Consider the following 25,438-nt stretch of genomic DNA (forward strand, 5'->3'; position numbering starts at 1 on the left):
TCAACGCAGCAGCTTCATGTACGCGACCATGTCGGCCTGATCCTCGGGCGTCAGCACGATCGGCGAGATCAAGGAGAAGAGCAGGGCGTAGTGGCGCGCCACGTCTTCGAGCGTCTTGGCCGAGTTGTCGTGGAAGTAGGGCGCCGTGCGCGCCACGCCCCACAGCGACGGGATCTTGAAAGCGTTCAGGCTCTCGACGTCCTTGGCGTTGCCGGTGATCAGCGCGCGTCCGGGGTCCGGGCTGGACACCGACGTGGTGGTGCCATCGGGGTTGCGGAACAGGAAGTCGATCACCGGGTTGCCCGCGGCATTGATTTCCGACACGCCGACCGACTGGAAGCGGCCCCCACGGCGGAACGGCGGGGCGGGAATGAACTCGTTCGTCTGGTTGAGCATGGGGCCGCTGTGGCAGCCGGAGCACAGGCCGGTCTTGAAATCGCCCTGCGGCGGCGCATCGATGAAGAAGCGGCGCCCGCGCTTCTCGGAATCGCTGCGGCCCGGCGGCAGCTCGGCCGTCACGCCGAGGTAGGCGAGCTTCATCATCGCCGGCGAGCTGAAGAATCCGGGCGTCTGCTGGAATGCGGCGATCTGCGCCAGCTCGTCGGAGCGCGGCGCGCGTGCAGCCTGTGCATGGTCGGCGATGGCACCCCGGGCCTGAGCGAGCAGGTCGGGTTGCCGGCCGTCGAGCATCAGCACGTCGTCGAGCGCGGGCGTGTTCAGGGTCGACGGAATGCCACGGCGCAACACGACGCTGCGCGCCGCCGGATCGTGGGCAAGGCTCACGTTCTCGGGCAGCGCGACGCGCACCAGCACCGTCGCATCCTTCTGCATGCGCGTGGCGCCGTGTCCTTGTCCGTCGTCGCTGCCGTCGGCAAGGAAGAGCGGGTCGGCCGGATCGGCCGCGAAGCGGCGCTGTGCGTCCGTCGGCGAGGTGGTGCCGGTGTCGCGGGAGTGGCAGGTGAGGCAGGTGCGTCCATTGCCGCCGAACGTTTCGCGCTCGAAGAGACGGCGGCCCTGCGCGACATCGTGGGACGCGAGCTCCGGCTTTCGCCGGGCGATCAGTGCCGGCAGGCCCATTTCCAGCAGGGCGTCGTGCTCGGCCGCCTGGCCGTCGAGCGCCTGGGCGGTGCGTTCGGCAGCTGTCGCGTTCGACGTGTCGGCGGGGGTCTCGCTGCCGCCGCCACCGCAGGCGGCGAGCGTCAGGGTGGTGGCAGCGGCGAGGGCGGTCCAGTGGGCGCGAATGACGAAGGGCATGGCGTGTCCGTGGCGTGGCAAGGAGGGTGCGCGTCGACCATGGGGGGCGAGCGATCGCATGGCCTCGATGCTCGCTTCTCGCGCTGCCCGTGCCATCGGCCGGACGGGCCATTGCGGCGGCCATGAAGAGCCATTCGTGGAGCCACGGCCGGCGGCGGCAGAACCGGCGCTACTTCTTCGTCAGCAGCAGCTGTCCCGCCTTCTGGAGCCGATCCTTGAGGCCGCTCGCGATCATGCCGAGCACACCGGGCAGCTCGATCTCCATCGTCACGGCGGCGTCGAGCACGGTGACAACGCCGGCGACGGTCTGACCCATGGCGGCGATGCCGAAGGTCAGCCGGTCGCCGTCCCAGCGCTCGCTGCACGAGCCCCCGCTGCCGGGCAACTGGTGGATGATCTTGCCGAAGCCTGCCTCGATGCGGCGGCGCGCCTCGGCGCGGCCGAGCTGGTGCGGGATGCTGACGGTGATGGGGGTCGCCATGCGGCAAGCGTGCCGCGAACCCGGGCGTCGCGCAAGCACTGTCAGCGCGCCCGCTTCTTCGGCACACGCCTGCTCGTCTTGTCGGGTGGCTCTTCGGTCGGTGGCCTGGCGGCGGCCTGCTTTTTCGCCAGCGAAGCGTTCAGGGCGACGGCCATGGCGGCTTCGCCGCTCAGCAGATCACGCCAGCGCAGCTCGACTTCCGGCGTTCTCTTGCCCTTGCCCGTCAACCGAAAGCCTTCGGGGTTGACGGCAACGGTGTAGTCCACGCCATCGACGGTGACTTGCCGCTTGAGTTCCTTGTCGAGCACAGTGGCCACGGCGGTCACACACGCGAGTCCACACGCGGCGTGCTTCGCTGCCTTGTCGGTGGCGACGCCGGATGCGACGTGCGCCTGCGGTCTTCGGTCGACGCATCGGCTGGCGTCCCGAGTGCGCCCGCCGCAGTCTTCATGACCGCAAAGAACGCTTCGCGGGCGGCATTGCGTTCGGCGTCCTTGCGCCAGACCAGCATGGTCGGCACTCGTGCAAAACGTGCCGGGAGGGGATGAACGCCGACAGAGTCGCGAAGTCCGCGCTGCTCGATCAGCACGCGCGGCATCAGCGAGATTCCCATGCCTGCGGCGACACATCCGACGATGCCTTCGAATGTTCCAAACTCCAGTGCACGCCTGGGCACGACGCCGCCGGCTTCGAGCCACGTCTCCAACCGCCTGCGGTAGCTGCAGCCGCTGCGAAACACGAGGATCATTGCGTCGGCGACTTCGTGCTGGGCGCGCACCGCAACATGGTCGCGGCGCGTGATGAGCACCAGTTCCTCGTCGAACACGAGTTCGCTGTCCAGCGCGGGATGCTTGACCGGGCCGGCGGCGAGTGCAGCGTCGAGTTCGCATTCCAGGACACGCTTCAGCAGGTGTGCTGTCGGCCCGGTTTCCAGGCTGAGCTCCACTTCAGGATGACGCGCGCTGAAAGCAGCCAGCAATCCGGGCAATCGGGCGGCCGCCGTCGTCTCCATCGACCCGATGGCCAACGGTCCACGCGGCACTCCGTCGGCCGCGACCGAGCGCCTTGCCTCCTGCGCAAGCCTGAGAAGTCGTTCGGCGTAGGCATTCAGCGTCCGCCCGGCAGGCGTGATGACGAGCTTGCCTCCGATGCGATGGAACAGCGCGACGTCCAAGTCGGCTTCGAGCTGGCGCAGCCGCGTCGTGACGTTCGATTGGACGTAGTGCAACTGCATCGCCGCGCGCGTCACGCTGCCTTCGTCGACCACGGCCTTGAAGATCCGCAGCGCCTGCAGATCGAGCATTCGGATGTCCATCGCGCCATCTCCCGGAACGAACGGCTCGATCACGATCATTCATTGGCATTGATCTGTCAAGGCGGCTACTTTTCACGCACCGAATCGCCGCGGCCGGCGCTGCGCCGGAGATGGATCATGTCACTCACCACTTCTCTCACCAGGTTGTTCGCCATCGAGCACCCGATCCTTCTGGCGCCGATGGACCTGGTTGCCGACGCGAGTCTCACCGCGGCGGTCAGCGCGGCCGGAGGGCTGGGCATCCTCGGCGGCGGCTACGGCGAGCGGCAGTGGCTGGCGAGGCAGCTCGATGTCCTGGCAAGCTCCGGCCAGCGCTTCGGCGTGGGCTTCATCACGTGGAGCCTGGCGAAGCAGCCGCACCTTCTCGACCTTGCGCTCGAACGGCGGCCGGCAGCGATTCTGCTGTCATTCGGTGACGCGAGCCCGTTCATCGACCGCATCAAGCGCGCTGGAGCGATCGCCATCTGTCAGGTCCATTCACTGGCTTCGGCGAAGGAGGCGCTGGCGGCCGGGGCCGACGTGCTCGTCGCCCAGGGGACGGAGGCGGGAGGACATGGCGGATCACGCGGCCTTGTCACGCTGGTGCCCGAGGTCGTCGACGCCACCGGCGGCGGCACGCCGGTGGTCGCGGCAGGCGGAATCGCCGACGGCAGAGGCCTGGCCGCGGCCTTGATGCTCGGAGCCTGCGGCGTCCTCGTCGGCACCCGGTTCTATGCGACGGAGGAGGCTGCCGGCGCGCGCCTCGCCAAGGAGCGCATCTGCGCAGCCACCGGCGACGACACGGCGCGCAGCATCGTCTTCGACATCTCGCGGCGCAACGTATGGCCGGCTCCGTTCACGGGCCGGTGCATCCGCAATGCCCATGCGCAACGCTGGCTGGGCCGCGAGGTCGAGCTCCTTCAGCATGTCGACGAGGTGGCCGCTGCCTACGCGTCCGCGCGCGAGGCCGGCGACTTCGATGTCGCTGCGGTCATCGCAGGCGAGGCATCGGGGCTGGTGAGCAACGTTTCGTCGGCTGCAACCGTGGTGCAGCGCATCGCCGCCGAGGCCGAAGCCTTGCTCGGACGGCATCGCGCGTCGAGCGAATAGGGGGTTGGCGTTTCCTGCACTGGAAGCAGCGGCCGCAAGGCCACAATGGGCTTCCTTCAAGGAACTGCCATGTCGTTGCCAAGCACTCCCGTCCTCGCGGTCAAGCCGCTCGGGTTTCCCTGGGAAACCGAAGATCCGTTCCTGTTCTGCGCCTACCACGACGATGCGTATCCGCGCGGCAACCGCGAGATGGGGCCGGTGGCCTCGCTGGCGGGCCGCGACATGGGCCAGGATTTCAGTCGCAAGGACGGCTGGAGCATGTACCACGGCCGCACCGTGCCGGGCTTTCCCGCGCACCCGCACCGCGGCTTCGAAACGGTGACGATCGTGCGCCGGGGCCTCATCGATCACAGCGACTCGCTGGGCGCGACGGCACGTTTCGGCGGCGGGGATGTGCAGTGGGTGACGGCAGGGCGGGGCATCGTGCACGCGGAGATGTTCCCGCTGCTCAAGGCCGACGAAGACAACCCGCTGGAGCTGTTCCAGATCTGGCTGAACCTGCCCGCCCGGGCCAAGATGACCGAGCCGCACTTCACCATGCTGTGGAACGCGCAGATCCCGCGCCCGGTGGTGCACGATCCCGAAGGGCGCAAGACGAGCATCGCGATCGTCGCCGGGCGCCTCGATGGCTCCGTCGCTCCGCCGCCACCGCCCGATTCCTGGGCCGCGCTGCCAGAGGCGGACGTCGCCATCTGGACGCTGCGCATGGAACCCGGGGCGACCTGGACACTGCCCGCGGCGACGGGGCAGGGAACCCGCCGAACGCTTTACTTCTTCAAGGGCGACGCTGCCACCGTGAGCGGCCGACAGGTGCATGGGCCGGTGGCCATCACGCTGCGGGCCGACGCGGACACCACGCTGGCGGCCGGCCGGACGGTGTGCGAGTTCCTGCTTCTGCAGGGTCGGCCCATCGGCGAGCCGGTCGCGCACTACGGGCCGTTCGTGATGAACACGCAGCAGGAGATCGCACAGGCTCTCCAGGATTACCAACGCACCCGGTTCGGCGGCTGGAAGTTCGGCGACGCAGGGCCGGTGCACGGACGGGAGCCCACACGCTTCGCGAAGTACCCGGACGGGCGGGAAGAAGTGCCGGCCGACTGAGCACCTCCATGCCGCAACGCGCGATGGTCGAAGGTCGTCAACCGGCGAACACCCGCAGCAGCAGCCACGCGGGCAGGCCCAGGTAGAACGCCGTCAGGCCAAGGCGTTCGAGCCAGCGGCGGGTGCCCACGACCTGTCCAGGGCGCAGCCATATCACCGCCAGCGTGCAGGCTTCGATCACCGCGCGCAGCGCGGCGGCGCACAGCGTCACGCCGATGGCCCAGGCAGCCCACCAGACGACGAAGGTCGTCAGGTACGCCGTCAGTCCGAACGTGTAGTACTCGCCGAAGGAGCTGCCGTGGGCAATGTGCTGGTGCAGGCGGAACGCCGGAATGGCGAGCACGAGCGGGAACAGGACGAACTTCGCAAGCGGTTGGTCAAGCGGTCCGCGCCGGATCGCCAGGCGGGCGTGGGCATATGCCGCGGCGCGGGACGGCGCGGGCTGCTGCGCCGGCTGGCCGCCGGACGCGCCCAGCACCCGGGCCAACCCCGCCGGATCGGGGTGGGCCAGCCCGTACCGCCAGCGCTCGCCGCTGGCCAGTCGCAGCCAGGCGCCGGGGCTCGGGATCGGGACGCGCCAGGGCTCGACCGCCACGATGTCGCGCACCGAAAGCTCGAGATGCCGCGCGCCGCGTGTCAGCACGAGCTTGCCGTTGTCGACCGAGGCCCGCGCCGCAAAGGCAAGCAGCACGCACCAGGCGGCGGCCTCGGGGGCGAGGAACAGTGCAGAGAAAGCGCGCATCCGGGCAAGCGTGTTCACCTGCCAGGCCGCATCGTCCAGCAGCACCGCGGCGACCATCCAAAGCAGGCTGCCCCGGGCAAATGCACGCAGCAGACCCGCCGCGAGGCGGGCGGCGGGCGGCAGCACGGCGACGTCGGCCGGAAGCGCTGCCGCGACGGCCACGGGCAAGACTTCCTTGGCCCCTCGTGCGCGCCATGTGCGCAGCGCCGCCATGCCTGCCAGCACCGCAAGGAACGCCGACCCCGCGCGCCCCACCCAGTCGCCCCAGGCCACCATGAGCGTACGCGGCGGTTCCGCCACCGGCGTGTCCCCGATCACCAGGTTGCGTTCGCCCATGCGGGTCGTGGCGATGACGGTGCCAGTCGGGTCGATCACGGCGCTGTAGCCGTTCGTGGTGACGCGAAACTGCGGCATTCGTGTCTCGATGCTGCGGAACGCGGCCGCCGTCTGGTGCAGTTCTGCCCCCTGCGCCGGGTCGGTGAACCACGAGTCGTTCGACAGGATCACGATGGCCTGCGCGCCCAGCCGGGCACCGTCGACGGCCAGTCCGGCATCCATGTCGTCCAGGCAGATCAACGGCAGCACCGGGATCTCGCGGCCGTCTGCCAGGCGCAGCGGGAAGACACGAGCGCCGCTGCCCGGCTGCCACGTGCCCGTCCACGGCAGCCAGCGCCGCAGCACCGGCCCGTCCAGCCATGCGGGCACGTACTCGGTGAGCGGGAACAGGCGCGTCTTGCGGTAGAGGCCGAGCACGCCCGTGCCGGGCGCCACGAAGGCCGCCGCGTTGTATTCACCTGCGGCGTCGCGATCGTAGGTTCCGAACACGAGCGGCACGCGGGCGGCGTTGACGACGTCGAGGATCTCGCGATCGAGCTCGGCGCCCGCCTCGCTCTTCGGATGGCCGAAGGTCGTGGGGTACACGGTCTCCGACCACAGCACCGCGTCCGCGTGCTGCTGCTCGACGGCCTCGCGGGTCATGGCGTAGTGCGTGTCCAGCACCTCGCGAACCACCGCGCCTGCGCCCCTCTCCCGACGCAGGCGCTCGTAGTCCACGATGTTCGACTGCACCAGTGCGATGCGAATCGGCTTGCCGCCGGGCGAGCGCGCGACGGACAGCACGACGAAGCCGTAGCACGCCAACAGCACGGGCACCAGCACGGCAGCCGCCAGCGGCTTCGCCATCGCGCGGACGCCGTCGCGGCGGCGCGCGAGCGCCGACGAGATGCCTTCGTTCGCCAGCAGCAACAGGACTGTGAGACCCGCTGCGCCGCCGACATCGGCGGCCTGTCGCAGCAGCCGGGACGGATAGAGCCCGTAGCCCAGCGTGTCGCCGAGCACGCGGGGGACGATCCATTCGGTGGACACCCATGCCGCGGCACCCGCCAGCGCGCGCAGGACGGGGCCGTGCCGACGACCGACCACGTGACGCACCAGCGCGAACGCGAGGAACTGCGGCTGGAACAGCGGCGCCGCGAGCAGCAGCACGGACAGGCCGGTGGCAGCGCCGAGCCGCGTGTAGTCGCCGATCGCGATGCCGAACCAGGCAAAGACCGCCGCCGTGAACGCCACCGACATCGCACAGGCGGCGACGAGCGCGCCGGCCGGCGTTCGGCTCGCGTCGAGTGTGCGCAACCACGGCACGAAGGCCACGAAGCCGAGCAGCCAGCCCGCCCCGCCGCGGGCGTACAGGCACGACATGATCGCGCTGGCCAGGATGCCCAGCCACATGCGACCACGGCGAGGAGTCGACGGGGCAGTCGTGTTCAGCGCCCGGGTCTCCCCGATTCGGCCGGCGCAGGAATCACGATGCGTCGGATCGGCAACCCGGGAGGGGCGAGTCCGGGTGGCACGACGCGGTCCGCGGGGATGGCGATCGGCTGGCCGGCCGCGTCGAGGAACTGGTGGTCCGGCGAGAACATCAGGATGGGCTCGATGCGCTCGCCGTCGTCGGTCGCCTGGTAGTGGCGCACATAGCCTTCGGGAAGCGCGAAGTCCTCGGGCACCGCCAGCCCGACCAGGGGCGGGCGGGTTCCGGGCGGCGAGAACGCGCCGAGGCCGGAATGGACGCCCGCCTGATGCAGACGATCGATCACCTCGCTCATCGTCGGTCTTTCGCCCTTGTTGACGTAGTCCGAGATGTCAGGCGTCAAGTCTCCATCCGGGTCCCGCGTGCGCGACACATCCTGCGTCGTGTGGGGGCCCGGGCCACCTGGCGCGGTCGCGGCCTGCACCGGCGCCACGAGAGCCGGGCTGCTTGCGGCAACCGCGGTCAGCACCGGCGTCGCCGCCGCGCTGCTCGAAGCGGCAGCCGCCGTTGCCCGAGGTGCCGTGCCCTCAGCGACAGAAGCCGGCGGGGAAGGCGACATCCATCCATAGGCGAGGCCTCCGACGATCGCCGAGGCGATCGCGAGGTAGCCCAGCGACGGGCGCCAGGCCTGGGGTCTCTCGGCCGGATCGGTCGGGATCGAGTCAGAACGACGCGGCCCGTCCATGGCAAAGCCCGTCGATCCTCAGGGCGCCGGCGGGCTCGTCGTCGACAGCAGCCAGCCCATGCGCTCGTGGCCGAACTGGTTCCACAGCGGATTCTTGCCGTACGAGAACGAGGTGTACCGCGGCGCTCCGGAGCCCGTGGTGCTGCCGAGCAGGCCCGCTTTCACCGTGTCGCCGGTGTAGGTGGGGTGGGTGTCGTCCGACTGGATGTAGTCGTAGCTCCTGCTCGCGGACAGGAGGTGCGAATTGGCGTCACGTATCGTCGGCCGCAGCGTCGACATGATGCGGGTCACATAGCTCGACTCGCTGTCGCCGGGGACGTAGCGCAGGGCGACGTAGTCGGCCTTCCCGTCGCCATTGCGGTCGTAGTCCGCCCCCATGTAATGCGCAAAGCTGTCCGCGCAGCGGAAGCCCTTCTGCCGCGCGAATTCGCACATCCAGTAGTTCATGGTCGCGACCGGGAGCAGGAACGTGCTCTGCAGGTTGACTGCGGCATGGGTCGTCGGGTCGGTGCACGCACTTGGCGTGTTGTCCGCGTCATAGCCGGGGTAGTACAGCGTCGAGACGACCTTCAGCTTCGTGCCGGCATAGGCGTTGGCATTGATGAAGTCCATCGCGGCGGCGACGTGGACCTTGCAGGTATTCACCGCCGCCTCCAGGCCGGAGTAGTCGCAGGTGCCGCTCTGGCCCTTGAAGCTGGATCGCGCCTGCAGCGCATCGTTTCCGCACATCTCGAAGGTCACCACGCGGGTGGAGCTGGTCTGCATGTAGCCCCTCTCGGCCACGATCTTGTTGTGATAGATGTCCGAGGCGACTGCGCCCGATTTGGTCCGCCTCACGGTCTCGATGTCGGCGTTCCACAGCACCGAGAGGTACTCTGCGTCGACCGTGGGCGCGGAGTACTTCGCCACGTTGTAGACCGAGCCGTTGTAGCCCGCGTAGATCGAATCACCGTAGGCGACCACGCGGTACCTCGTCGAGGTGTCGGCGCGGTCGATCGTCCAGGAGACGTTCTGGGTCAGCGTGTTGGCGCCGGACTGCGAACTGATCAACAGCGCGGCCACGGCAAGCAGCCGGATCCAAGTCGTCATCTGTGTCTCCTTGGCTTGAATGTCCCTCAGTCCATGACCCGGCTTTGCCGACGTCGAAGGGATCGATGCGGCGACATGTCGAATGGCTCGCCAAAGCGTCAGCCGAATGCCGGGTTCTGCGGCACCTTCTGCATGCCTTCCGGCAGCGGCGCCCAGGGCTGCGCCGAGTTGCACCAGATGGCGGCCTGAGGGCGCACCCACGATGCGTCGTCGAGGCTGCCCGTCTTGAGGAAGTGCATGGTCGGTGCCACCTCGGCATCGCTCACGATCGGCGAGCCGCAGCGGTCGCAGAATCGCCGGTGCACGAGCATGCCGCTGGTGCCCATGTCGTCGTAGCTCGCGAGCGGCTGGCCGCTGAACTCGATCGATCCCACCGGCATGGCCAGCATCACCGAATAGGCACTGCCGGAGGTTCGCTGGCAGTGCGAGCATTGGCAGACCACCGTCAGCAGCGGCTCGGCGCTGGACCGATAACGAATGGCACCGCACAGACAACCGCCTTCGATCCTTGCCATCGTTGCCTCCGATCGGGACCCGGTGGTCCCCTGGGTCGTCCACCTGGCGTCGGCCGAGCGGCCATGCGCGTTCGGGGCAACGCGCCCGCGATGCCTCGCCGGCAAGGGGTAGCTTAGGCGATCGTCCCGAGAGCGCAAGCTGGGTCCGAGCCTGTCGCTTCTAGGGATGGACACGCATGTGCCTTGGACTAGCCTCCCCGACCCGCCCGTCATGGAACGGGCTCGGCGCACCACGCCGACATCCCTGTCAAGCAGGCCTGCGCGGCGTCGATGCAACTCTCTTCGACCCGTGGAGGCATCATGAAGATCGGACGATTCGTTTCCGCTCTCGTCGCCGTTGCGCTCTCAGGCGTTGCCGCCGAGTCGGCCCACGCCGCACGCAAGGCAGCCGCGCGCCCCAACACCCATACGGTCACGTTCACGATCACCTCGTCGCAGTGCGCGAGCGTGCCGGCGGGGGCGGACGTGCAGGCCACCGGCATTCAGACCGACATCGTCAGGGAGCACGCCATCGCGGGAGGCGGCACGCGCCAGATCGTCACGTCGCACGCACACGGCACGGCCACGGATCAACTGGGCAATACCTACGTCTGGAGCTACAGCTTCCAGCAGAACGCCACGAGCACGGACAGGCAGAACTGGACGGGCTTGGTGGTGGACCACTTCTCGCTGGCAGGCAGCGGGCCGGTGCACATCGTGGCGGGCTTCGTCGGCAGCGTCGCGTTCGATGCGAACACGTTCACCATCACGCCCACCAACGTGATCGGCGATCCGATCGGCTTCGACGACATCAGCCCCCACTGCGATCCGCTCTGATCGACGGGGCGCAGCGATGGGCGAGGCCGGACGATCGCGCTGGCGGCGCGTCGCGAGCGCCGCCGTCGTCGTCGCGGCCGTGGCCTGCGCCGCTGCCATGCGGTGGGGCCACGCTCATGCCGCTGACAACGCGGCCGGCGATATCGATGAGGCCCTCGCTGCGGTGCTGAAGCGCGCCGGCTTCACCGGCACCGTCGAATCGTCGCTGCCGGCGCGCCTCGGCCGGCCCGTGGACTCGCGGCTGGCCGACCTCGGACGGGTGCTCTTCTTCGACTCGCTGGTCTCGCTGCACGACGACAACAGCTGCGCGGGGTGCCACGCGCCGGCCACGGGCTTCGGCGACAGCCAATCGATCGCCATCGGCATCCAGAGCAACCAGGTGGTGGGTCGCGACCGCAGCGGGCCGCGCAACCAGCGACGGACCCCGACCGTTGTCAATTCAGCCTTCTACCCCAGCCTGATGTGGAACGGCCGCTTCTCCGCGCCTTCGGCCGACCCGTTCGACAACTCGCAAGGCTTCGTGTTTCCCTTGCCTGAAGGGACGACTCGCTTTCCCGCCTTCGACCCGGTCGTGACGCACCTGCTCATCGCGCAGGCGCATCTGCCACCCACCGAGTTGGTCGAAGTGGCCGGGTTCACCGGCACGCGCGGCACGATCGGGCCGCGCTTCGATGCCTTCGACGATGGCCTCGCGGGCAAGGTCCCGCCACCGGACGCCAGCGGCTCGCGCAACGAGCCGATCCGCCAGGAGGTGCTCTCGCGGCTGAACGGAAGCTGGAATTACCGCCTGCGCTTCGGCGAGCTGTTCCCTGCCGTGAAGGCCGGCGCCCCGATCGACTTCACGATGTTCGGCCGCGCGATTGCCGAGTTCGAGTTCAGCGTCGTGCGCGCGAACGCCCCCATCGACCGCTTTGCGCGGGGCGATCGCAGCGCGATGAACGCGGCCGAGAAGCGGGGCGCGCTCGTGTTCTTCGGCAAGGGCCGCTGCGTCTCATGCCACGCGGTCGCGGGGACGTCGAATGAGATGTTCAGCGACTTCCGCACGCACGACATCGGCGTGCCGCAGATTGCGCCGCGCTTCGGTGTGGGTCTGGGCAATGTCGTCTTCGACGGGCCGGGCGAAGACGAGGACTTCGGACTCGAGCAGGTCACCGGCCATGCATCGGACCGGTACAGGTTCCGCACATCACCGCTGCGCAACGTGGCCTTGCAGCCAGCGTTCTTCCACAACGGCGCCTACACCCGGCTCGAAGACGCGATCCGGCATCACCTGGATGTCGTGGCATCGGCCAGGCGCTACGACGCCCGGCGTGCCGGGGTGAGCGAGGACCTGCAGCATCGGCTCGGTCCGATGGAGCCCGTGCTGGCATTCATCGATCCCCTGCTGGCACGCCCGATTGCGCTGAACCGCTCGGAGTTCGCGGACCTGGTGCGGTTCGTGCGCGATGGCTTGCTCGACCATCGGGCCGGGCCACGGGAGCTGTGCACCCTGATTCCGGATGCCCTGCCCAGCGGCAGGCCGCTGCTGGCATTCGAAGGCTGCGAGGGACGGCGCTGATCAGGCGACCCGCCTCACCGTCGAGGCAAGCCGTCGCAACGTCGCGCGTCGACCGTCAGAAGCGAAGCTCGAGCTGCGCGCGCCATCCGAGCCCGTCGTCGGGCTCCACCGAGACCAGGCTTGCAGCCATGTCGTCGGGTCTTCCCTGGAACCGGCGCGGAACGACCAGCGACACGCCGGCCCGGTCGCGCACCAGCGACCCCGACAGCTTGACCCGCGTCATGGAGCCTTGGGGCGCGAGCAGCGTCTGGTTGCTCAGCGTCCAGCGTGCATCGAGCGGCATGTCGAGCATGACGGCCGCCGCATGCAGTGCACGCGACTGCTGGAAGTCGCTCACCTGATGGGACGCCGCGAGCGCGCGCAGTCGAAGGGCGCCCGCGGAATGCTCGGTGCGCACCTCCAGGCCGCGGAACCGCTGCGTGCCGGCGGCATCGACGGCGTGCGGTGCAAGCTGCTGCAAGGCTCCCTGCGTCATCTTCAGCGTCCAGGCGCCGGCCGGCTGCCACGCGAGCGCAAGACGCTGATGCACCGCGGCGCCGTCGGGCACCGCGACGACCCGGGCCCCGGCGGCCATCGACAGCGCAGACGACCACTGCCAGCGGTCCTCGACGAAGACGGAGGAGCGGCGATCGTCGACGGTCTGCCAGGCTTCGACGGGACCCGCCTCGCCGGGCCGGACCGCCAGCGACACGCCGGCCTGCAGCCGATGCGCGTCGAAGCGCTGGGTGGAGAACCGCGCCTCCATGCCGCCTTGCGGTGCAGCATCACCCGTTGGCGCCGGCTGCGCGTAGAGACTGAAGGTCCAATGGGTCCGTGGATCGATCTGCTGCTGGAAGGTCGCTTCCGGGGTGCGAACGAGATCGGGAGCGCCCGGCACGGCGCCGACAGCCAACTGCGCGAATGCAGGCGCGCTCGCGGCGAGGAGCAACGCGGCGGTGGCCTGGCGCAAAGCGGGGTTCGGGGCGCGAGATCGGGTCACGACGGACGAAGGAATGCGCGCCGCAGGGGCGCTGAACAGCGCCAAGCTTAGGGCCCCCGGCGCGGCTTTCGCACACGCAACGCGTGAACGACGACACGCTGCAGGTCACCACGTGATCCTGCTCCCCTGAGTCCCCGCCCTGGGTGTCAGCGTGTCGGGCGTGCGCCCATTGCGGTGAGCACGCCCAGGCCGATGAAAGACGTGCCGGCGAGCCGGTGGCCCCACACGGCGTGTCGAGCCGCCCGGCTCAGGCGCGGTGCGACGAGGCTTGCCGTCAGCACGTAGACGAGGTCGGTGCAGCACGCGACGGCGACGAAGACCGCGCCAAGCGCCAGTGTCTGCATCAGGGGGCTGGTCTGCGGGTCCATGAACTGCGGCAGGAAGGCCGCGAAGAAGAGCGTGGTCTTCGGGTTCAGCAATGCCACCACGAAGCCGTCGCGGAAGACTCGCCGCAAGGGCTGCGCCGGCGCAGGCGGCGTCGCGTCCGCAACGGCGGGCGCGGCCTGCCACATCCGGATGCCCAGGTACACGAGGTAGGCCGCGCCTGCCCATTTCACGACGGTGAACGCGGCCGACGACACGGCGAACAAGGCGGCGAGCCCCAGCGAAGCGCCCACTGCATTGGAGAGGTTGCCGAGCATCACCCCGAGGACCGAGGCGAGGCCGCAGGCGCGGCCCTGCGCCAGCGTCCGGGCCACGATGTAGACCACGGCGGGGCCGGGCGTGAGGGCCAGCGCCAGACTTGCGCCCACGAAAGCCAGCAGCAAGGGTGAGTCGGGAAGCATGTGAACTCCTGCCGTGTCGGGCTGCAAAGTATCGCAGCGGCATCGATCTCCGCCGCGCAACGAGATCCGCCGGCGGTGCCCGCGGCGGGCTCATCGCCGTGCAGCCTCGCCATGCAGCCATGCCAGAAATGCCTCGACCGGCGGCCGCTTCGCGTGCCGCGCCGGGTAGACGGCAAAGTGAGCCTTGACGCGGACGGCCTTGTCGGCACTGAATGCGGGCCGCAGCTTGCCCTCGAGGAGATGCTTGCCTGCCATGGTGGCGCTTTCCAGCGCCACGCCCAACCCCTGCGTGGCAGCGTCCAGCGACATCTGGGCCCGGTCGAAGCGCACCGTGAATCTTTCCGGGGCGCGCTTGTCGGAGAACTCGCGGAACCAGTCGGACCACTGCACCACGCTGACGTTGCTCTGGATAAGCGGCACATCGAGCAGCTGATCGATCCGCTTCAGTCGGTGCTCGCGGATGAACGCCGGGCTGGCCAACGGCAGGATGCGCTCCTCGAAGAGCGGCTCGACGACCAGGCCCGGCCAGTTCGGGACGCCGTAGCGGATGTCGATGTCGGCCTGGCCGAGCGCGAAGTCGCTGTGCGTGTGCGCGGCCGAGAGGTTCAGCGCAATGTCGGGACAGGCCTGCGCGAATGCCCGCAGCCGCGGCATCAGCCACAAGCCGGCAAGGCTGGGCGCGCAGTGCACGTAGAGGCTGTTGCTGACGCCCTGGCGCATGTCGTCGGTGGCCGCTGAGATGGCGTCCAGAGCGCCACCGATGCGGGCCATGTACCGCTCACCCGCCACGCTCAGACGCACGCCGTGCGCGCTGCGCTCGAACAGCCGCACGGCGAGCTGCGCTTCGAGACGCGCGACCTGGTGGCTGATCGCGGATGCGGTGAGGTGAAGTTCGGCTGCGGCGAGCGCAAAGCTGCGTCGACGTGCCACGGCTTCGAATGCCAGCAGATTGGCCAAAGGAGGAAGCGATGCCATCGGGTCTACCCGCAAGTCAGATGACGGAACGTCATCTTAGGGTGACAACACTTCGCTTGTCGTCATGTCCTTCGCCGCCGAAGATTTGCCCAGGACCCGAGCAGACGGGCCGCCACCCGGCACCCACGTCGGCTCGTTCGACCGTGACAACCCATGGAGACGATTCACATGCTTCTTACCGACAAGGTCGCCGTGATCACCGGCGGCGCAGGCCTCAACGGCCTCGGCTTCGCCACCGCCCGCCAGATGGCCGCCCAGGGCGCCCGCGTGGCGATCCTCGATCTGGCGCGTGCCGAACCTGCTGCCGCGGCCGCACGTCTGGGCGAGGGCCATCTCGGCCTCGTCGCCGATGTCACCGACAAGGCCGCCTGCGACGCCGCGGCGGCGGCCGTGCTGAATGCCTTCGGCCGCATCGACATCCTGGTCAACAACGCCGGCATCACGCAACCGGTGAAGACGCTGGACATTTCCGGCGCCGACTACGACCGCGTCCTCGACGTCAACCTGCGCGGCACGCTGTACATGTCGCAAGCGGTCCTGCCGGCGATGCGGCGGCAGCAGGGCGGCTCCATCGTCTGCATCTCTTCGGTCTCGGCACAGCGCGGCGGCGGCATCTTCGGCGGTCCGCACTACTCGGCCGCCAAGGGCGGCGTGCTGGGCCTGGCGCGCGCGATGGCGCGCGAGTTCGGCATCGAAGGCATCCGGGTCAACAGCATCACGCCGGGGCTCATCGAGACCGACATCACCCAGGGCAAGCTGACCCCGGAACGCAAGAAGGAGATCTCCGAGACGATCCCGCTGGCTCGTCTGGGCCGTGCCGATGACGTCGCCGGCGCCTGCGTGTTCCTCGCCAGCGAGTTGTCCGTCTATTGCACCGGCATCACGCTCGACGTGAACGGCGGAATGTTGATTCACTGATTCCACACCACAAAGGAGACAAGCCATGCAACGAAAGACATTCATCCGCACGCTGCTCGCGCTCGCCGCCGCGTCCGTCGCGCCCCTCGCAGCACATGCGCAAGCCGTCAAGCTGACGCTCGGCCACGGCGCCGCGCCTGGCAACCCGCGGCACGAAGCGGCAGTCCTTTTCGCCGATCGCGTCAAGGCCAAGACCGGCGGCCGGATCGAGATCCAGGTGGCGCACTCGGCCCAGCTCGGCGACGACGCCGCGATGATCACCGCGCTGCGCTCGGGCACGCTCGACATCTCGGCGAACAGCCAGGGCGCGATCGCGAACGTGGTCCCGGAATACGCCGCGTTGGGCCTGCCGTTCCTGTTCTCGGACGTGCAGAAGGCCTGGCAGCTGCTCGACGGGCCCGTCGGCGCCGAGCTCGCCAAGCGCACGGCCGCCAAGGGCATGGTCGTGCTCGGGTATTGGGACAACGGCATCCGCCACACCACCAACAGCAAGCGCGCGGTCAAGGCGCCGGCTGACCTCAAGGGACTGAAGATCCGTACGCCGCCGGACACGATGACCGTCGACATCATGCAGGCCCTGGGCGCCGACACCCAGCAGATCAAGTTCGCGGAGCTGTACGTCGCCTTGCAGCAGGGCGTCGTCGACGGGCAGGAGAATCCGCTCGCCAACATCGCATCGGCCAAGCTCTACGAGGTCCAGAAGTACCTCACCCTGACGGGCCACAAGTACGAGTCGAACCCGTTCGTGATGAGCAAGCGCTCGTGGGACAAGCTGAGCCCGGCCGATCAGAAGGTCTTCACGGAGGCGGCTGCGGAAGCCACGCAAACCCAGCGCAAGCTCTCCAGGGAGGCCGACGAGAAGCTCGTCGCCGAGCTGAAGGCCAAGGGCGTGCAGATCGACACGGTCGACCGCAAGGCCTTCGTCGAAGCCACCAAGCCGGTCTACGTGAAGTGGTCCTCCGGCCCGGTGAGCGACTTCGTCAAGCAAGTCGTCCAGCAGGCGCAGTAAGCGGAGCACCCTCATGGAAACCCTGCGGTTCATCGACCGCGCGATAGGCGCTGCCTGTCGTGGCGTGCTCTACCTGACTCTGGGCGTGGTGTTCGTCATCCTGAGCGCCAACGTCGCGCTGCGGTACGTCGCCGGCACGAGCCTCGCGTCGGCCTCCGAGCTGCCGGAACTGCTGTTCCCGTGGCTCATCATGGCCGGCGTCGTGCTCGCGGCGCAGCACGGCTCGCACATCGCCGTGGTGCTGGTGACGCAGAAGCTGCGCGGCTCGCGCCGCTGGGTGCTTGCCGGCGGGTCGCTGGCAGTGGCGGCGCTCTACGCGTCACTCGCCATCGCCGCCTGGCCTCTCATGGACATCGCGGCGGATGAACGTTCGCCCATCTTGCAGGTGCCCGGTTCGGTGAGCGTGGGCTGCCTGATGCTGGGCTTCCTCCTGCTGGCGGTGGTGACGCTGTGCAAGCTGCCGGCGCTGTGGGTCGGCGCGGAGGCACCCCACGGCCACGAAGAGCCCGAAATCGCCGCGACCCACCAAGGAGCCTGACATGACCGGCTTGATCATCGCTCTCTTCATCGGCACGGCGTTGCTGTCGATCCCGATCGCGCATGCGCTCGTGCTCGCGTCAGTGGGCGGCCTGCTGATCATCGACAAGGTGCCGGTGCACCTGGCGATCGAGCAGATGCTGTCGCAGACGCAGAGCTTTCCGCTGATCGCGATTCCGTTCTTCATGATGACCGGCGCCCTCATGGTCAGCGGCAAGCTGGGCCAGAGCCTGGTCAACCTGCTGTCGATGATGATCGGCCGCGTGCACGGCGGGCCGGCGCAGGTCGGCGTGCTGTCCTCGACGATCTTCGGCGGCGTCTCCGGCTCGGCGGTCGCCGACGCGTCGGCGATCGGGTCGATGCTGATCCCCTGGCTGAAGAAGCTCGGCTATCCCGCACCCTTCGCGGCGGGCACGCTGGCGGCCGCGGCGACGATCGACATCCTGATTCCGCCGTCGATCCCGATGATCGTCTACGCGCTGGTCTCGGGCGCCTCGATCGGTGCGCTGTTCGTGGCCGGCATCCTGCCCGGCCTGCTGATGTGCGCGGGCTTCATGGCGGTCTGCTACGTGCAGGGACGCCGGCGCAACTTTCCCCGCGACACCACGCCGTTCGAGTGGCCGGCCTTCTGGCGCCAGCTGGCGCATGCCGGCCCGGCGCTCGCGATGCCCGTGCTGATCATCGTCTTCCTGCGCTTCGGCATCGCGACGCCCACCGAGGTCAGCGTGATGTCGACGCTGTACGCGCTCGTCGTCGCAGGCGTGGTGTATCGCGACCTCACGTGGGCCAAGATCAGGCACGCGGCGATCGAGGCGGGCATCTCCACCGGCGTCGTGCTGCTGATCATCATGGCCTCCAGCGTGGTCGGGTGGATCGTCACCTACGAGCAGTTGCCTGCTGAGTTCACGCGGTACGCGAAGGAGACGCTGCAGTCACCCTGGCTGATCATCTTCGCCATGAACCTGATCATGCTCGCCACCGGCATGTTCATCGACTTGCCCGCCGCGGTGCTGCTGCTGACGCCGATGTTCGTTCCGCTCGCCTCGGCGGTCGGCATGGACACGATCCAGCTCGGCATCATGATGATCGTCAACCTCTCCATCGGCCTGTACCACCCGCCCATCGGCACGACGCTGTTCATCACGGCCTCGGTCGCCAAGGTGCGCATCGGCGATGTGGTGAAGGAGCTGATCCCGTTCTATTTCGTCGCCATCGGGCTGCTGCTGGGCTTCGCGTACCTGCCCTGGCTGACGATCCGCTGAACCCCCTTCGTGCTTTTCTTCCTCAGAAGGACCTCTCATGTCTGATCTCTCGACACTCGAAACGCGCGCGTACCGCATGCGGCGCTACGCGCTGCGCATGGGCGAAGTGCAGGGCCAGGGCTACATCGGCCAGGCGCTCGGCTGGGCCGACGTCCTGGCAGTGGCCTACGGCCATGCGCTGAACCTTCGTCCTGCCGATCCCGAATGGGAAGGTCGCGACCGCTTTCTTCTCTCCCACGGCCACTACGCGATTGCGCACTACGCCGCCCTGATCGAGGCCGGCATCATTCCGGAAAGCGAGCTCGAGACCTACGGCAGCGACGACAGCCGGCTGCCGATGTCGGGGATGGCCGCCTACACGCCTGGCATGGAAGTCTCCGGAGGCTCGCTGGGCCAGGGGCTCGTGATCGGTGTCGGCATGGCGCTCGGGCTGAAGCAGAAGCGCAACCCGGCGTTCGTCTACAACTCGATGTCCGACGGCGAACTCGACGAAGGCTCGACCTGGGAGGCGGCGATGTCCGCCGCGCACCACCGGCTCGACAACCTCATCTGCCTGGTCGACATCAACAACCAGCAGGCCGACGGGCCGTCCGGCAAGGTGCTCGGCTTCGAGCCGCTCGCCGACAAGTGGACCGCATTCGGCTGGCACGTGCAGCGCGTGAACGGCAACGACCTGCGGGCGGTGCTCAACGCATTCGACAGCGCGCGCGCGCTGAAGGACGCCAAGCCGCGCGTGATCCTGTTCGACACGCTGATGGGCAAGGGCGTGCCCTTCCTCGAGCAGCGGGAGAAGAACCACTTCATCCGGGTCGACCCGTCCGAGTGGCAGCAGGCCATCGAGATCCTCGACCAGTCGCAGCCCTACATGCAACCCGAAGGAGCCCCGGCATGAACACGACCAACGTTGCGGAGAAGAAGCCGCGCCTGACCACCTCGGCGATGATTGCGTCGATCGCCTCGGAAGGTCAGCGCGTGAAGGCCGCGCCCTTCGGCAAGGCGCTGGTCGAATACGCGGCAACGCGGCCCGAGGTCGTCGGCATGACCGCCGACCTCGCGAAGTACACCGACCTGCACCTGTTCGCGCAAGCCTTCCCCGACCGCTTCTACCAGATGGGGATGGCCGAGCAACTGTTGCTGGGCGCGGCCGGCGGCATGGCAAAGGTGGGCCTTGTGCCGTTTGCCACGACCTATGCCGTCTTCGGCACGCGGCGCGCGTACGACTTCATCCACCAGGTCATTGCCGAGGAGAACCTGAACGTCAAGATCTGCTGTGCGCTGCCGGGTCTGACCACGGGGTATGGGCCGAGCCACCAGGCCACCGAGGACCTGGCCATGATGCGCGCAGTTCCCGGGCTGACCGTCGTCGACCCGTGCGACGCGCTCGACATCGAGCAGGCGGTGCCGCAGATCGCGGCCCACCCGGGCCCGGTCTACATGCGCCTGCTGCGCGGCAATGTGCCGCTGGTGCTCGACGAGATCGAAGGCTATCGGTTCGAGCTCGGCAAGGCCAAGCTGCTGCGCGATGGTGCCGACGTGCTCGTCATCTCGAGCGGCATCCTGACGATGCGCGCGCTCGAAGTCGCACAGGATCTCGCCGAGGACAAGGTGGGCGTGGCCGTGTTGCATTGCCCGACGATCAAGCCGCTGGACGAGGCGGCGATCGTCGAGGCGGTGCGCTACAAGCACCGGCTGGTCGTCGTCGCCGAGAACCATTCGGTGATCGGGGGGCTCGGTGAGGCGGTGTCCAGCGCGCTGCTGCGCCATCGCGTGCAGCCGGCAGGCTTCCAGTTGGCCGGCCTGCCCGACGAATTCCTGGACGCCGGAGCGCTGCCGACGCTGCACGACCGCTACGGCATCAGCCGCGCCGCGCTGGGGGCTCGCATCAAGACCTGGCTGGGTTGACTTCGCGCGGGAGAGGCCGCGCGGGTCGCTTGCTCAGTCGGGAATCGTGGGCTCGACCAGCGTCGCGAGCTGCTTGAGCGACTCCTGCCATCCGAGGTAGCACATCTCGGCCGGAATGGCTTGCGGGATGCCTGTCTGCGTGATGTCCAGCTCCGTTCCGCACGACACCGCGCGCAGGACCACGGTGGTTTCCATCTCGCCCGGCATGTTCGGGTCGTCGAACTTGTCCGAGTAGCGAAGGCGCTCGCCCGGCACGAGCTCACGGTACTCGCCGCCGAAGGAGTGGCCGTGGGCGGTCGAGAAGTTGGTGAACGACATCTTGAACGTCCCGCCGACGCGGGCGTCCAGGTGATGAACCTTGCAGGTGAAGCCGTAGGGCGGCAGCCACTTGGCCATCGCGTCGGGGTCGAGGAAAGCCCGGTAGACCCGGTCGGGGGTCGCTCGGAGCACGCGGTGAAGTCGCACGGTGTTGGTCGTCATGATGATCGGGACGTGAAGCAGAGGAAGGCCCTCTGAGAGAACGACGAACGAAGCGGGGCGGAATCGACATCGGCAGGCGATTGTGCCTCTAGGGATATGTTCACGGCGTCCCGATGTCCGGTTGCATGGCGCGTTGCGCGTATCTCCAAGTGGGTGTCAGGACGATCCGTCCGATAGGCCCCGCTCACAGGAGATGACATGAACAACAAGCGTGCCCTGGCCCTGATCCTGGCGTGCCTGCCCGTCCTGAGCCTCGCTCAGGACGCGCTGACCGTCTCCGACAACAACTCGGCGGTGAAGGTGACCCGGGATCCGGCGATCTACTTCGGCTACGGCCCCAGCGACCCGCTGCGGCTGCCCAGGAAGATCGAATGGACGGTGGACGGAAGGACCATCCTGGTCTATCCGTCCGGACCGTGGGGGTTCATCGACATCGAGCATTTCCACGGCGGCGCGCATGTCGCCGCGCACCAGCTGCACGCCCAGGGCCCGATGCTCGGCTATGCGACCACCACCACGGAGGGCACGGTGACGGGAGGCGCCATCTACACCGTCGAAGGCGGCGCGGCCGGGTCGGGCACGTCGCGGCTCGTCGAGAAGGTGGACATCCACAACAAGACCGGCGCCAACCTCGCGGTCTCGCTGACCGGCATGGGCTTCAAGCCGACGCAGGCGAGCCTGCCCGTTCCCGACTATTCGGGACTCGATGTCACCGGAACGACCGTCGTCTTCTTCCAGGGCAACGAGACGAAGTACTCGATCGCGGACATGTCGCCCCCGGGCTTTCCGCCGCTGACGGTGCGTCCCGTCGTCTCGTTCTCGGGATTCAACCCGCTGCTCAACCAGAGCTTCACGATCCCGCCCGGCGCCGTGCTGACGATGATCACCGAGTTGAACGTGAAGCGGCACATCCTGTCGCTTTGCGAGCTGTATCCGGGGATCTGCGATCGGCCGATCATCGTGCGGTAGATGTCCTCATTCAGGTTCCTGGGCAGGGCCGGGGTGACGGCCCCCGTGCTTCACCGCCCCAGCAGCCTCGCCAGCATCCCCGTCAGCTCGTGATACCCCACCGGCCCCGCCCGCATCTGCTTGCGCGAGATGGGCGGCGTGACGATGCGCGCCGGCCCGGCGAGCGCGAGGGGCAGCGGCTTCAACGCCGGCGGCCGCGGCACGGACAGCCTCGGCGTCGTGGCCGACAGGAAGGCGTCGAAGGACCGCGACGCATGCACCCGATCGCTGAGGAAAGGCCGGCCCGGGCAGAAGCGCGCGAGCACGGTCTTCACGATCGAACAGTGGTCGAGCACGGTGTCCGGACCCTTGCCCGCCGGCACCCAGGGCGACACGACGAAGGTCGGCACGCGCACGCCGTAGCGCGTGGCGACGGTGGCGGGGACTTCGAAGGCGCGTGATGTCGATGTCCCGATGCCGTCGACCACGGGCGGGCGGCTGCGCGCCTCCGCCAGCGGCGGCACCACGTGGTCGTAGAAGCCGCCGTGCTCGTCGTAGGTGATCAGCAGCAGCGTCTTCTTCCACATCTCGGGATTGGCGCGCAGCGCCTCGTAGACGCTCTGCAGGAAGTGCTGGCCCCGGTACATGTCGACCGCCGGCGTGTTGTTCGAGCTGTGGTCGTCGTTCTGCGGGAAGTGGTGCATCGCCGGCTCGACCACGGTCAGCGCGGGCAGGTTGCCGGCGGCCGCGTCGGCCGCGAGATGCGAGATGTCGCGGATGTCGGTGTCGTTCGTCGCATAGCGCGCGAACATGCGCAGCATGGTCACCGACGGGAACGACTCGTAGATGCGCCAGCTCACGCCGAACCTCGTCAGCAGGTCGTACACCGTCGTCGCGCGCGACAGGCTGAAGTTGTCGCTGTCGTTGTTGTCGAGGATGGGCGCCCCGGTGCGGTCATGCTGCACGTCGCCGGTGAGCGAGAGCATGCGGTTGGGCAGCGTCGGTCCGGGGTGCGAGCAGAAGTAGCGGTCGCTGAAGCCGTAGTGCTGCGCCAGAAAAGCGGAGAAGGGCAGGTCCGCGGCCTCGTAGAAGCCCAGCACGTCCTCGGGCAGCAGGGTGCCGGCGCGCGACCGGAAGTTCTCGACGAAGCCCTTCGGGCTGTTGATGGTGCGCCCGCCCGGCGCGGCGAGCCGCGCCGACAGCTGCTCGGCGACGTCCTTGAGCTCATGACCGACGGCGCGCGGGAACGCGGTGCGCAGGCCGGCCGCATTGGGCGCGATGCGATCGACGCCCGAGAGGGCCTGCGCCGGGAAGCCCTGCTGCTTCAGGAAGTCGCGCAGTGCAGTGGTCATTCCGTCCGATGCCGCCGTGCCGGCGAGCTCGGCACGGTAGCCGAGCACGTGGTCGTACGAGCGGTTCTCCATCATCACGACGACCACGTGATCGATCTTCGCCAGGTTGCCGGCAGCCCAGGTGTCGCCCAGCGTCGGCGGCGTGATGCGCCACGCGCCGGGCCCGAGCTGTGTCGCCGAGCGGCCGATGATCGGCGTGTAGTCGGGGTCAGGCCTGGGCTCGTGCTCGAGCGGCGCGTCGTGCTCGAACACGATGTCGTTGCCCTCCAGCCGCAGCGCGCGGTAGGTGAAGTCGTCGCCGAGCATCATCGCCAGGATCTGCGGCGTGCGGCCCACCGCCTGCGTCACCACGCGCTGCAGCATGCGCGGCAGCATCGAGTTGATGCCGCTCTCGATCGCCTCGGCGGCGCCCTCGGCGCCGAGCAGGATGAGGCCGCCGGTCAGCACGCCGGCCGCCAGAGCGGCTGCCCAGTGCAGGTCCACGTCGACGAGGTCGTCGTTCATCCACGTGCGCGCGACGAAGCCGACGCCGGGCTCGAACGCCATGCCCGCTTCGAGGTCGATATGGCCGCCGCGCACTTTCACGGTGGCGAGCGGAAAGCCATGGAACTGCACCGTCGCCTCGCCGTCGACCTGGAGTCCCACCTTCAGCGCCGGCACGGCCGGCTGGATCTTCTGGCTCGCGCCGACCGCCAGGTCGATCGTGCCGACCTTCACGCCGCTGAGCGAGAGCTCGAACCCGTGGCCCAGGTCGCGGCTCTCGCGCGCCAGCGTGTAGGCGACGCCGGCGCGGATGTCCTTGTCGACCCCCGGGTCCTGCGCCACCGAGTCGATCACGCCGTCGAGCAGGCCGTGCATGTCGATCGTCTCGGCGCTCTCGGTGTCGAGGATGCGCAGCCGCGCCAGCGCTTCCTTGCCCTGGGTCTCGCCGAAGAGCTGGAGCTTGCTGCCGCGCGGGCCGATCATGCGGTCGATGCGGGCCTGCAGGTTCTGCACCCGCACGCGAGCCGACGCCACGACGGTCGCGTTGATGGCGCTGCGCGGACGCAGCGGCGAAGGCGACAGTGAGGGCAGCACTTCCAGCGTCCACAGGCGCGGACGTCCCTGTGCGTCGCGCGACTTCGCAAGCGTCGGCAGGCCCACGTCGAAGCGGACGCGGCCGCGCCCGCTCGCCACGCGCACGCCGTCGGGGTCGATCAGGCGCAGCTCGCGCGCATCGCCGGTCGGAAGCGGCGAGCCGATCGTTCGCGCGCTCGCGGTGAAGGCGCCCACCCGATGGAGGTCGAAGGTGTAGCGGCGCAGCGTTGCCGCGTCGATCGTGTCCGTGACCAGCGGCGGGGCGCTCTTCGAGGTCACCGTCTCGTCGATGGTGATGCCGACCCGGCCCGTGCCGTTGACGACCTTGAACTCCTCTGGATCTTCCTCGAGCGGCTCGCTCCGGCCTTCGACGGTGAAGCTCCACAGGCCGTGCCGCACGCCGCGCGGATCGCGAAAGCGCAGCAGGTCGGCCAGCGTCACCTGATCGGCCGTGAACGGCTGTCCGTCGGGCGTGAAGATCGACAGGGTCACCGGCATGGGACGCTGCTCGGTCTCCCAGCGTCCCGGCGGGGGTTGCGGCGCATCGACAGGCGCGACCGGCTCCACGAACACGCGGACGTTGAACGTGGCTTTGGCGAACTTGCGCAGCTGCCCCGGAAACCGGACATCGAAGGTGCCGCTCGCCGCGCAACGCACGGTCGCGATGTTGCCGACGCGCGTGACCCTGACGTCGAGCGCCCGGCCGATGTGTGGATGGACGATGGTGTAGGTCATGGCGATGCTCCTTGGCGGGTGATGACG

At 68.7% G+C, this 25,438-nt stretch carries 24 protein-coding genes; 11 read left to right on the forward strand and 13 right to left on the reverse strand.

Annotation, left to right across the window (positions count from 1 at the left end):
• The 4 genes from P7V53_RS11020 to P7V53_RS11035 all read right to left on the reverse strand — a co-directional run bounded on the left by P7V53_RS11020 (position 1) and on the right by P7V53_RS11035 (position 3,089).
• Positions 1-1,254, reverse strand: coding sequence for a cytochrome c peroxidase (locus P7V53_RS11020; RefSeq protein WP_280155525.1), 1,254 nt, complete (start codon positions 1,252-1,254; stop codon positions 1-3).
• A 169-nt stretch (positions 1,255-1,423) separates the two neighbouring features.
• Entirely contained in the window at positions 1,424-1,735 is a 312-nt protein-coding gene (locus P7V53_RS11025) for a polyhydroxyalkanoic acid system family protein (protein ID WP_280155526.1), read from the reverse strand.
• A gap of 41 nt (positions 1,736-1,776) precedes the next feature.
• Entirely contained in the window at positions 1,777-2,061 is a 285-nt protein-coding gene (locus tag P7V53_RS11030) for a hypothetical protein (RefSeq protein WP_280155527.1), read from the reverse strand.
• Positions 2,058-3,089, reverse strand: a complete 1,032-nt coding sequence (locus tag P7V53_RS11035; RefSeq protein WP_348273467.1) for a LysR substrate-binding domain-containing protein — start codon at positions 3,087-3,089, stop codon at positions 2,058-2,060. The genes P7V53_RS11030 and P7V53_RS11035 overlap by 4 nt, the downstream gene beginning before the upstream one ends.
• Positions 3,090-3,167: 78 nt before the next feature.
• Here P7V53_RS11035 and P7V53_RS11040 point away from each other — a divergent pair, with 78 nt between their 5' ends.
• Entirely contained in the window at positions 3,168-4,139 is a 972-nt protein-coding gene (locus P7V53_RS11040) for a nitronate monooxygenase (protein WP_280155528.1), read from the forward strand.
• Positions 4,140-4,208: 69 nt separating this feature from the next.
• Positions 4,209-5,240, forward strand: a complete 1,032-nt coding sequence (locus P7V53_RS11045; protein ID WP_280155529.1) for a pirin family protein — start codon at positions 4,209-4,211, stop codon at positions 5,238-5,240.
• Positions 5,241-5,277: 37 nt separating this feature from the next.
• Here the strand turns inward: P7V53_RS11045 and lnt are convergent, their stop codons facing one another.
• From lnt to P7V53_RS11065, 4 genes are all read right to left on the reverse strand, one after another.
• Positions 5,278-7,710 carry an apolipoprotein N-acyltransferase gene (gene lnt / locus P7V53_RS11050; RefSeq protein WP_280155530.1) on the reverse strand — a complete coding sequence of 811 codons (2,433 nt, stop codon included), beginning with the start codon at positions 7,708-7,710 and terminating at the stop codon, positions 5,278-5,280.
• Positions 7,711-7,745: 35 nt separating this feature from the next.
• Positions 7,746-8,132 (reverse strand): hypothetical protein, encoded by a 387-nt coding sequence (locus P7V53_RS11055; protein ID WP_280155531.1) that lies wholly within the window; start codon positions 8,130-8,132, stop codon positions 7,746-7,748.
• A 360-nt stretch (positions 8,133-8,492) separates the two neighbouring features.
• Positions 8,493-9,563, reverse strand: a complete 1,071-nt coding sequence (locus tag P7V53_RS11060) for an SGNH/GDSL hydrolase family protein (protein ID WP_280155532.1) — start codon at positions 9,561-9,563, stop codon at positions 8,493-8,495.
• A gap of 98 nt (positions 9,564-9,661) precedes the next feature.
• Positions 9,662-10,078 carry a GFA family protein gene (locus tag P7V53_RS11065; protein WP_280155533.1) on the reverse strand — a complete coding sequence of 139 codons (417 nt, stop codon included), beginning with the start codon at positions 10,076-10,078 and terminating at the stop codon, positions 9,662-9,664.
• Between the two features lie 300 nt (positions 10,079-10,378).
• Between P7V53_RS11065 and P7V53_RS11070 the strand changes: the two genes are divergently transcribed.
• A complete protein-coding gene (locus P7V53_RS11070) occupies positions 10,379-10,894 on the forward strand; it encodes a hypothetical protein (RefSeq protein ID WP_280155534.1) in 516 nt (171 codons plus the stop codon).
• A gap of 16 nt (positions 10,895-10,910) precedes the next feature.
• Entirely contained in the window at positions 10,911-12,452 is a 1,542-nt protein-coding gene (locus P7V53_RS11075; protein ID WP_280155535.1) for a cytochrome c peroxidase, read from the forward strand.
• 55 nt (positions 12,453-12,507) lie between these two features.
• Here P7V53_RS11075 and P7V53_RS11080 read toward each other — a convergent pair whose 3' ends face one another.
• The 3 genes from P7V53_RS11080 to P7V53_RS11090 form a co-directional block, all read right to left on the reverse strand.
• Positions 12,508-13,431: a hypothetical protein gene (locus P7V53_RS11080; protein ID WP_280155536.1), complete on the reverse strand. Its 924-nt coding sequence runs from the start codon at positions 13,429-13,431 to the stop codon at positions 12,508-12,510.
• 146 nt (positions 13,432-13,577) lie between these two features.
• The gene (locus tag P7V53_RS11085; RefSeq protein WP_280155537.1) at positions 13,578-14,216 is read right to left on the reverse strand and encodes a LysE family translocator; all 639 of its coding nucleotides are present in this window, start codon (positions 14,214-14,216) and stop codon (positions 13,578-13,580) included.
• A 90-nt stretch (positions 14,217-14,306) separates the two neighbouring features.
• Positions 14,307-15,191, reverse strand: coding sequence for a LysR substrate-binding domain-containing protein (locus P7V53_RS11090; RefSeq protein WP_280155538.1), 885 nt, complete (start codon positions 15,189-15,191; stop codon positions 14,307-14,309).
• Positions 15,192-15,359: 168 nt separating this feature from the next.
• Here P7V53_RS11090 and P7V53_RS11095 point away from each other — a divergent pair, with 168 nt between their 5' ends.
• The 6 genes from P7V53_RS11095 to P7V53_RS11120 are packed head-to-tail and all read left to right on the forward strand — an operon-like array spanning position 15,360 to position 20,819.
• A complete protein-coding gene (locus P7V53_RS11095; protein WP_280155539.1) occupies positions 15,360-16,109 on the forward strand; it encodes a glucose 1-dehydrogenase in 750 nt (249 codons plus the stop codon).
• 25 nt (positions 16,110-16,134) lie between these two features.
• Positions 16,135-17,118, forward strand: a complete 984-nt coding sequence (locus P7V53_RS11100; protein ID WP_280155540.1) for a TRAP transporter substrate-binding protein — start codon at positions 16,135-16,137, stop codon at positions 17,116-17,118.
• A 13-nt stretch (positions 17,119-17,131) separates the two neighbouring features.
• Positions 17,132-17,656, forward strand: coding sequence for a TRAP transporter small permease subunit (locus P7V53_RS11105; protein WP_280155541.1), 525 nt, complete (start codon positions 17,132-17,134; stop codon positions 17,654-17,656).
• A 1-nt stretch (position 17,657) separates the two neighbouring features.
• Positions 17,658-18,917 carry a TRAP transporter large permease gene (locus P7V53_RS11110; protein ID WP_280155542.1) on the forward strand — a complete coding sequence of 420 codons (1,260 nt, stop codon included), beginning with the start codon at positions 17,658-17,660 and terminating at the stop codon, positions 18,915-18,917.
• A gap of 37 nt (positions 18,918-18,954) precedes the next feature.
• Positions 18,955-19,809, forward strand: coding sequence for a transketolase (locus P7V53_RS11115; RefSeq protein ID WP_280155543.1), 855 nt, complete (start codon positions 18,955-18,957; stop codon positions 19,807-19,809).
• Complete coding sequence (locus P7V53_RS11120; RefSeq protein ID WP_280155544.1) at positions 19,806-20,819, forward strand: transketolase C-terminal domain-containing protein; 1,014 nt, start codon at positions 19,806-19,808, stop codon at positions 20,817-20,819. Before P7V53_RS11115 ends, P7V53_RS11120 begins: the two co-directional genes overlap by 4 nt.
• 33 nt (positions 20,820-20,852) lie before the next feature.
• On the opposite strand, the gene P7V53_RS11125 is transcribed toward P7V53_RS11120, so the two are convergent.
• The gene (locus P7V53_RS11125; RefSeq protein WP_280155545.1) at positions 20,853-21,299 is read right to left on the reverse strand and encodes an SRPBCC family protein; all 447 of its coding nucleotides are present in this window, start codon (positions 21,297-21,299) and stop codon (positions 20,853-20,855) included.
• Positions 21,300-21,497: 198 nt separating this feature from the next.
• On the opposite strand from P7V53_RS11125, the gene P7V53_RS11130 reads away from it, so the two are divergent.
• A complete protein-coding gene (locus tag P7V53_RS11130) occupies positions 21,498-22,268 on the forward strand; it encodes a hypothetical protein (protein ID WP_280155546.1) in 771 nt (256 codons plus the stop codon).
• A gap of 50 nt (positions 22,269-22,318) precedes the next feature.
• Here P7V53_RS11130 and P7V53_RS11135 read toward each other — a convergent pair whose 3' ends face one another.
• Positions 22,319-25,411 (reverse strand): alkaline phosphatase family protein, encoded by a 3,093-nt coding sequence (locus P7V53_RS11135; protein ID WP_280155547.1) that lies wholly within the window; start codon positions 25,409-25,411, stop codon positions 22,319-22,321.
• Positions 25,412-25,438 lie beyond the last annotated feature (27 nt).

The sequence above is a fragment of the Piscinibacter sp. XHJ-5 genome (assembly GCF_029855045.1).
GTDB lineage: Bacteria > Pseudomonadota > Gammaproteobacteria > Burkholderiales > Burkholderiaceae_C > Albitalea.

Coding starts and splice junctions, on each gene's coding strand:
- P7V53_RS11020 (WP_280155525.1), bottom strand. CDS start 1,254: ATGCCCTTCGTCATTCGCGCCCACTGGACCGCCCTCGCCGCTGCCACC.
- P7V53_RS11025 (WP_280155526.1), bottom strand. CDS start 1,735: ATGGCGACCCCCATCACCGTCAGCATCCCGCACCAGCTCGGCCGCGCC.
- P7V53_RS11035 (WP_348273467.1), bottom strand. CDS start 3,089: ATGATCGTGATCGAGCCGTTCGTTCCGGGAGATGGCGCGATGGACATC.
- P7V53_RS11040 (WP_280155528.1), top strand. CDS start 3,168: ATGTCACTCACCACTTCTCTCACCAGGTTGTTCGCCATCGAGCACCCG.
- P7V53_RS11045 (WP_280155529.1), top strand. CDS start 4,209: ATGTCGTTGCCAAGCACTCCCGTCCTCGCGGTCAAGCCGCTCGGGTTT.
- lnt (WP_280155530.1), bottom strand. CDS start 7,710: ATGTGGCTGGGCATCCTGGCCAGCGCGATCATGTCGTGCCTGTACGCC.
- P7V53_RS11060 (WP_280155532.1), bottom strand. CDS start 9,563: ATGACGACTTGGATCCGGCTGCTTGCCGTGGCCGCGCTGTTGATCAGT.
- P7V53_RS11065 (WP_280155533.1), bottom strand. CDS start 10,078: ATGGCAAGGATCGAAGGCGGTTGTCTGTGCGGTGCCATTCGTTATCGG.
- P7V53_RS11070 (WP_280155534.1), top strand. CDS start 10,379: ATGAAGATCGGACGATTCGTTTCCGCTCTCGTCGCCGTTGCGCTCTCA.
- P7V53_RS11075 (WP_280155535.1), top strand. CDS start 10,911: ATGGGCGAGGCCGGACGATCGCGCTGGCGGCGCGTCGCGAGCGCCGCC.
- P7V53_RS11085 (WP_280155537.1), bottom strand. CDS start 14,216: ATGCTTCCCGACTCACCCTTGCTGCTGGCTTTCGTGGGCGCAAGTCTG.
- P7V53_RS11090 (WP_280155538.1), bottom strand. CDS start 15,191: ATGGCATCGCTTCCTCCTTTGGCCAATCTGCTGGCATTCGAAGCCGTG.
- P7V53_RS11095 (WP_280155539.1), top strand. CDS start 15,360: ATGCTTCTTACCGACAAGGTCGCCGTGATCACCGGCGGCGCAGGCCTC.
- P7V53_RS11100 (WP_280155540.1), top strand. CDS start 16,135: ATGCAACGAAAGACATTCATCCGCACGCTGCTCGCGCTCGCCGCCGCG.
- P7V53_RS11105 (WP_280155541.1), top strand. CDS start 17,132: ATGGAAACCCTGCGGTTCATCGACCGCGCGATAGGCGCTGCCTGTCGT.
- P7V53_RS11110 (WP_280155542.1), top strand. CDS start 17,658: ATGACCGGCTTGATCATCGCTCTCTTCATCGGCACGGCGTTGCTGTCG.
- P7V53_RS11115 (WP_280155543.1), top strand. CDS start 18,955: ATGTCTGATCTCTCGACACTCGAAACGCGCGCGTACCGCATGCGGCGC.
- P7V53_RS11120 (WP_280155544.1), top strand. CDS start 19,806: ATGAACACGACCAACGTTGCGGAGAAGAAGCCGCGCCTGACCACCTCG.
- P7V53_RS11125 (WP_280155545.1), bottom strand. CDS start 21,299: ATGACGACCAACACCGTGCGACTTCACCGCGTGCTCCGAGCGACCCCC.
- P7V53_RS11130 (WP_280155546.1), top strand. CDS start 21,498: ATGAACAACAAGCGTGCCCTGGCCCTGATCCTGGCGTGCCTGCCCGTC.
- P7V53_RS11135 (WP_280155547.1), bottom strand. CDS start 25,411: ATGACCTACACCATCGTCCATCCACACATCGGCCGGGCGCTCGACGTC.